The 6,014-nt window shown below is 61.1% G+C and carries 11 protein-coding genes; all 11 read left to right on the top strand.

The window, feature by feature from the left end; translation table 11 throughout:
• The first annotated feature begins 146 nt into the window (after positions 1–146).
• The 11 genes from rpsJ (at position 147) to rpmC (ending at position 5,960) form a co-directional block, all read left to right on the top strand.
• Positions 147–458 (top strand): 30S ribosomal protein S10, encoded by a 312-nt coding sequence (gene rpsJ, locus ABEL04_RS15455; protein WP_375803298.1) that lies wholly within the window; start codon positions 147–149, stop codon positions 456–458.
• Positions 458–973, top strand: a complete 516-nt coding sequence (locus ABEL04_RS15450; RefSeq protein ID WP_375803297.1) for a lipocalin family protein — start codon at positions 458–460, stop codon at positions 971–973. Before rpsJ ends, ABEL04_RS15450 begins: the two co-directional genes overlap by 1 nt.
• A 40-nt stretch (positions 974–1,013) precedes the next feature.
• Positions 1,014–1,658, top strand: a complete 645-nt coding sequence (rplC, locus tag ABEL04_RS15445; RefSeq protein WP_375803296.1) for a 50S ribosomal protein L3 — start codon at positions 1,014–1,016, stop codon at positions 1,656–1,658.
• A 53-nt stretch (positions 1,659–1,711) separates the two neighbouring features.
• A complete protein-coding gene (gene rplD, locus ABEL04_RS15440; RefSeq protein WP_375803295.1) occupies positions 1,712–2,365 on the top strand; it encodes a 50S ribosomal protein L4 in 654 nt (217 codons plus the stop codon).
• A 52-nt stretch (positions 2,366–2,417) separates the two neighbouring features.
• Positions 2,418–2,717, top strand: coding sequence for a 50S ribosomal protein L23 (gene rplW, locus ABEL04_RS15435; RefSeq protein WP_375803294.1), 300 nt, complete (start codon positions 2,418–2,420; stop codon positions 2,715–2,717).
• A gap of 42 nt (positions 2,718–2,759) precedes the next feature.
• Positions 2,760–3,608 (top strand): 50S ribosomal protein L2, encoded by an 849-nt coding sequence (rplB, locus tag ABEL04_RS15430; RefSeq protein WP_375803293.1) that lies wholly within the window; start codon positions 2,760–2,762, stop codon positions 3,606–3,608.
• Positions 3,609–3,681: 73 nt separating this feature from the next.
• Positions 3,682–3,975: a 30S ribosomal protein S19 gene (gene rpsS, locus ABEL04_RS15425; protein WP_375803292.1), complete on the top strand. Its 294-nt coding sequence runs from the start codon at positions 3,682–3,684 to the stop codon at positions 3,973–3,975.
• Between the two features lie 93 nt (positions 3,976–4,068).
• Positions 4,069–4,431 carry a 50S ribosomal protein L22 gene (gene rplV, locus ABEL04_RS15420; RefSeq protein WP_375803291.1) on the top strand — a complete coding sequence of 121 codons (363 nt, stop codon included), beginning with the start codon at positions 4,069–4,071 and terminating at the stop codon, positions 4,429–4,431.
• A gap of 65 nt (positions 4,432–4,496) precedes the next feature.
• Positions 4,497–5,213 (top strand): 30S ribosomal protein S3, encoded by a 717-nt coding sequence (gene rpsC, locus ABEL04_RS15415; protein WP_375803290.1) that lies wholly within the window; start codon positions 4,497–4,499, stop codon positions 5,211–5,213.
• A 53-nt stretch (positions 5,214–5,266) separates the two neighbouring features.
• Complete coding sequence (gene rplP, locus ABEL04_RS15410) at positions 5,267–5,701, top strand: 50S ribosomal protein L16 (RefSeq protein ID WP_375803289.1); 435 nt, start codon at positions 5,267–5,269, stop codon at positions 5,699–5,701.
• A gap of 49 nt (positions 5,702–5,750) precedes the next feature.
• Positions 5,751–5,960, top strand: coding sequence for a 50S ribosomal protein L29 (gene rpmC, locus ABEL04_RS15405; protein WP_375803288.1), 210 nt, complete (start codon positions 5,751–5,753; stop codon positions 5,958–5,960).
• The last annotated feature ends 54 nt before the right edge of the window (positions 5,961–6,014 follow it).

Below are 6,014 nucleotides of genomic sequence, written 5' to 3'. Positions count from 1 at the left end.
TCGGGAGGGGGGGCACACGGTAGGGGCCGGCGTCGTTACCGACATCCTGGACTAGCTGCATCGTTTTCCGATACTGCAGCCCCGAAAAGTCGGCCGACGGTTGGACCGGCACTTTGCGCCTCACATTCGAAAATCAATTGTAAGACATGGCCGCGCAGCAGGACATCCGCATTAAGCTGAAGTCCTATGACCACTCGCTGATTGACAAGAGCGCGGAGAAAATTATCCGGACCGTTAAGTCAACAGGGGCGGTCGTCAGTGGGCCCGTTCCACTGCCGACCGAGAAAAAAATCTACACCGTGCTGCGCGGGCCGCACGTAGACAAGAAGAGCCGCGAGCAGTTTGAGCGGCGCCACCACAAGCGCTTGATCGACATCCTGTCTTCAAGCAGCGACACGGTGGACGCGCTCATGCAGCTTGAGCTGCCCAGCGGCGTAGACGTTGAGATCAAGGTGTGATGCCGAGCACAAGTTTCCGGCCCGTTCTGGGAGCGTTGTTGCTTCTGTGTGCGGGAGTGCTCGTCGTTGAGGGCTGTGATGGGAGCGGATCGAAGCAGTCTTCTCTGTACCAGCGACTCACCGGAACGTGGAAAGCCGAACGCCTTGAGGTCGGAGACTTCAACTACACGAGTGAACTTCGCTACACCGCAATCCGGTTCATCTTCCGCGACGATGACAAGAACCGAACCTACCGGGTAATAGGTGAACGCTCGGACAGCACGACAGTGCTTTCAGAGGGCCGAGTTGAGCTCCGCGGTGACCGGTTGCTTCGAATGATACCGGGATTCAAAAGTCCCTTCGGAGGATCTCGACCCGTTATTTGGACCTACCGCTTTGAAGTAAGCCGAGCCATCCTCCGCTTGCCTGGGAACCAAAGAAACGGATCGCGGGCCTTTTTGAGCACCCTCTTCCCCGGACGAAGCTGGAACGGCATGCGGCGCGTCCGACTCCAGCTCGCGCCCGTCGAGGAATGAGGCCGAACGATGGACGTACTACTGCAAAGACCCTAGTGCCATGAGCAGCGGACTTATCGGAAAGAAGGTAGGCATGACGAGCGTCTTCGACGACGAGGGCAACAGCGTCGGCTGCACGGTCGTGGAGGCGGGCCCGAACGTCGTGACGCAGGTCAAGTCGGAGGACGGTCCCGACGGGTACAACGCGGTGCAGTTGGGCTTCGAAAACATGGATGAGAAGAACACGACTCAGGCCATGCAGGGGCACTTCGCGAAGGCGGGATGCCCGCCCAAGCGAGTCCTTGTCGAGTTTCGCGGCTACGACGGAGACGTTGACCTGGGCGACGTGGTGCGCGTGGAGGATGTATTCCAGGAGGAGGAGCGAATCGATGTCGTCGGCGTTTCGAAGGGGAAAGGCTTTCAGGGCGTCATTAAGCGACATGGGTTCAGCGGCGTTGGCATGAAGACGCACGGCCAGTCCGACCGCGAGCGCCATCCGGGCTCAATCGGCGCCTCTGCCGATCCGTCGCACGTGTTCAAGGGGATGAAAATGGCGGGTCAGACCGGAGGCGAGCGGACAAAAATCCAGAACCTCCGTGTGGTCCGCATCCTTGAAGATCACGACGTCATCCTCGTGGAAGGGTCGGTGCCGGGCCCGAAGAGTGGATACGTTGAGCTGCACAAGAAGCCCGGCGCGGGAGCGTAGAGAGGAGCCCCTGGACGCACCGAACGACAGCAAACCTCGAATTCCACAGAACCATGGACACTGAGATCTACCAGGACGATGGCGTGGGCTCGGGCCGGACGGCCGAGCTCGACCCGACTGTCTTCGACATCGAGCCGAACGACCACGTCATCTGGCTGGATGTGAAACGGATTCAGGCCCACGAGCGTCAGGGAACGAGCAAGACGAAGCAGCGACACGAAGTGCGCGGATCCGGACGTAAGCTGTACCGCCAGAAGGGAACAGGAAACGCCCGCGTCGGGGACGCGCAGTCCCCGATCCGACGTGGGGGCGGTCGCGCTCACGGGGCTGAGCCCCGAGACTACACGCACGATCTCAACCGAAAGGAGAAGCGACTGGCCCGGCGCTCGGCGCTCTCCTACAAGGCCGAAAACGACAATGTCCGAGTCATCGAAGACTTCTCTATAGACCGGCCGAGCACCCGCGAGCTGACCGATCTGTTCGAGCTCCTGGAAATCGAGGGGCAGGACATTCTGCTCGCAACCACCGAGGTGGAGCGCGAGATTTACCTCAGCGCTCAGAACCTCTCGAACGTGAACGTGCAGGAGGTGAGGAGCATCAACACCGTCGACATCCTCGATGCAGACGTCCTCCTTCTGCAGGAAGGAGCGCTGGAATGGCTGACGGACGTTCTTTCGACGGCCGAGCCGGCGGGCACAGCGGCGTGAGCCTCCGGGCGCCTCGCCAGAATCCTTGCACTACCAAAAACCACGCTGAGCCATGAGTGATCGCGTGCTGATTCGCCCTTACGTAACGGAGAAAACCACGCGCAAGATGGAGGACGGGAAGTACACCTTCGTCTGCGACCTCGATGCCACGAAGCCCGAGATTCGGCGCGCCGTGGAGGACCGGTATCCAGGTGTCAACGTGGACGACGTGCGAACCAACATCGTCCCCGGAAAGCGGCGTCGCCAGTTCCGAGACGGCAACATGATCGAGGGCCGCACGTCCGGGTTCAAGAAGGCCATCGTGGATCTCGATCCGGAGGGCGAGCAGATTGACTTCTTCGAGGGTATTTAGCCCTTTGCCCCTCACTAGCGTACCAAATCCCAACCCACAGCCATGTCGATCAAAAATCGAAACCCGACGACGAATAGCCAGCGGCAGTACTCGATCGACGACAAGGAGGACGTGACGACGGTTGAGCCGGAACGCAGCCTGCTGGAGCCGCTGACCAACAGTGGGGGCCGCAACAATCAGGGGCGGATGACGATGCGCTACCGCGGAGGGGGCCACAAGCGGCGCTACCGGAGAATTGACTTCAAGCGCAACGACAAGGACGGCATTCCGGCTCGGGTCGAGACGATTGAGTACGACCCGAACCGCTCGGCCCGTATTTCTCTGATTGTCTACGCCGATGGGGAAAAGCGCTATATCATTGCCCCGGACGGCCTCGAGGTTGGAGACGAGGTCATGAATGGGCCGGAGGCGAGGGCCAAGGTGGGCAACTGCCTGCCGCTGAGCAACATTCCCATTGGGACACAGGTGCACTGCATCGAGATGCGGCCCAAGAAGGGGGCACAGCTTGCCCGCGCGGCAGGGACGCACGCCCAAATTACGGCCCGTGAAGGAGACTACGTAACACTGGAGCTGCCCAGCGGTGAGACTCGGCTGGTCCCCTCAGACTGCCGGGCCACCGTAGGCACGACGAGCAACGTCGAGCACGAAAACATCACGCTTGGCAAGGCGGGACGCAGCCGATGGCTTGGCCGTCGTCCCCGCACCCGGGGGGTCGCCATGAATCCAGTCGACCATCCGATGGGAGGCGGAGAGGGCCTGAAGTCCGGTGGGCATCCCCGCTCGCGACAGGCCGTTCCGGCGAAGGGCTACAAGACCCGCACTCGAAATAAAGAGTCGAACAAGTACATCATTCGACGTCGCACAGAATCGGGGGGTGGAGGCGGCGGATAACGGGTTCAGGCCGTCCCCCGCTCCGATGCTCAGCTGCGAGTCGTACCTCTAAGATCCAAACTTTCCCGACGACATGCCTCGTTCTCTACGCAAGGGACCGTACGTTTACTATAAGCTGCAGCGCAAGGTCGACGCGCTCAATGAGTCCGACGAGAAGAAGGTTATCAAGACGTGGAGCCGAGACTCGATCATCACACCGGAGTTTGTCGGGCACACATTTGCCGTTCATGACGGCCACCAGTTTGTCCCGGTCTACGTGACCGAAAACATGGTCGGCCACAAGCTAGGGGAATTCGCCCCGACCCGAACGTTCACCGAGCACTCGCAGGCGAAGGTCGACCAGCGAATCCGGAAGCCGGGGCAGTAGCGCGGTTCCTCCACGGCCGCACTGGGCTCTCCCGTCGGTCGCGGTCGTACCGCTGCGCTCCTGTACGCCACACTGCAAACCGAACGATAAGACATGCAAGCACGAGCCGTCCGCAGGTACATTCGGAGCTCGCCCATCAAGATGCGCCGCGTCATCAACCTCGTTCGAGGACGCAGCGTGCCGGAGGCGGTGGCCATTCTGGACTACATGCCCCAGAAGGTGACGGGGGTCGTCGAGAAGACGATTCGCTCAGCCGTCTACAATCTGATGGACCAGTACGACGAGCGGTTCGACGAGGGAGCGCTCCAGCTGGACGAAATCAAGGCCGACGAGGGGCCAACCTTTCAGCGCCACCAGGCCCGTGCCCAGGGACGTGCTGCTCCCATCCGAAAACGCACGACGCATCTCACGGTCGTCGTAGCGGTAGAAGAAGAACCTGAGGAAGAAATGGCCTGATTCAACCAGGCTTCCCCGGCCCTACTACGCATTCTTTTGCGAACCAAAACCACGAAGTACGCACCGTGGGTCAGAAAACACACCCCATTGGCTTTCGCCTCGGCGCCATCCGCGGTTGGGATTCCAACTGGTACTCGGAGGACGACTTCCAAGAGAAGCTCGTCGAGGACGAGACGATTCGCCGCTACCTGCACACACGCCTGAAGCGGGCTGGGTTGAGCCGGGCCGTCATCGAGCGGACCCCGAAGCGGGTCATCCTCACGCTTCACACCAGCCGACCGGGCGTCGTGATTGGCCGGGGCGGGTCCGAGGTGGAGAAGCTGCGTGAGGAGCTGGAGACGCTTACGGGCAAAGACATCCAGATCAATATCAGCGAGATCAAGCGTCCGGAACTCGACGCGACGCTCGTGGCGAAGAATATCGTCCAGCAGCTGGAGGGACGAATTTCGTTCCGCCGTGCCATGAAGCAGGCGAAGCAGGCCGCCATGCGCATGGGGGCCGAGGGGATTCGCCTCCGCGCCTCCGGTCGTCTCGGAGGGGCCGAAATGGGCCGAACGGAAGAGTACATGGAGGGTCGCGTCCCGCTCCATACAATCCGGGCCGACATCGACTTCGCCCAGGAGACGGCCCGCACAATCTACGGGACCATTGGGGTGAAGGTCTGGATCCACCGGGGCGAGATCCTCGGTCAGCCGGACCTCAGTCCCAACGTGCAGGCCCAGCAGCGCAAGATGAAAGAGTCTCCGAGCCAGCGACGCCAGCGTCGAGAGGGCGGAGGCTGACCACCCCGCGCCGAGTCACGCCGCACCCTTTTACGCACCCGCATTTACGATCCATGCTCGAACCGAAACAGACGAAGCACCGAAAGGTCCAGCGCAATCAGGGCAAGAAGCGCAACACGTACGCCGTAAAAGGCACCCGACTGAGCTTCGGCGACTTTGGCCTCAAAGCCCTCGAGGACGGAGAAATCACCAGTCGCCAGCTCGAGGCCGCCCGGGTTGCCATCAACCGCTACCTGAAGCGGGACGGGAAGGTATGGATCCGTGTATTTCCCGACAAACCCGTCACGAAGACCCCAGCCGAGACCCGCATGGGGAAGGGGAAGGGAGAGCCTGAATACTACGTTGCCCCTGTCCAGCCCGGGAACGTAATCTTTGAGGTAGGAGGCGGTGCCGACGAGGAAAGCGCCCGGGAAGCCCTGCGCCTTGGCAAGCACAAGCTGCCGATTAAGACGAAGTTTGTGGTCCGTCCGGGCTCTCGGGCCGAGTAGATCCGGTCGTGGGTGCTCTCGGGTACTGTTGAACTTAACTGTTGGAGCAATGGAAGCCGATCAAATTCGAGACCTGAGCATTGCGGAAATTGAAACCCGTATTGACGAGGAAGAAGATGAGCTGGAAGAACTTCGGTTTCAGCATGCGATACGGGGCCGACTGGAAAACCCGATGCTCCTGCGCACGAAGCGCCGCCTTATCGCGCGACTGAAAACCATCCGAAACGAGAAAAGGCGGGCCGACGAGGAGACGGCGTAGCCCCCTGCCCCGCCACCGACGCACGATCGTTCAGCCAGAAATGCCGATAGAGTA

This window comes from Salinibacter sp. (assembly GCF_042218895.1).
In the GTDB taxonomy this organism is placed as follows: domain Bacteria; phylum Bacteroidota; class Rhodothermia; order Rhodothermales; family Salinibacteraceae; genus Salinibacter.
This window is presented reverse-complemented; position numbering and strand designations above follow the sequence as displayed.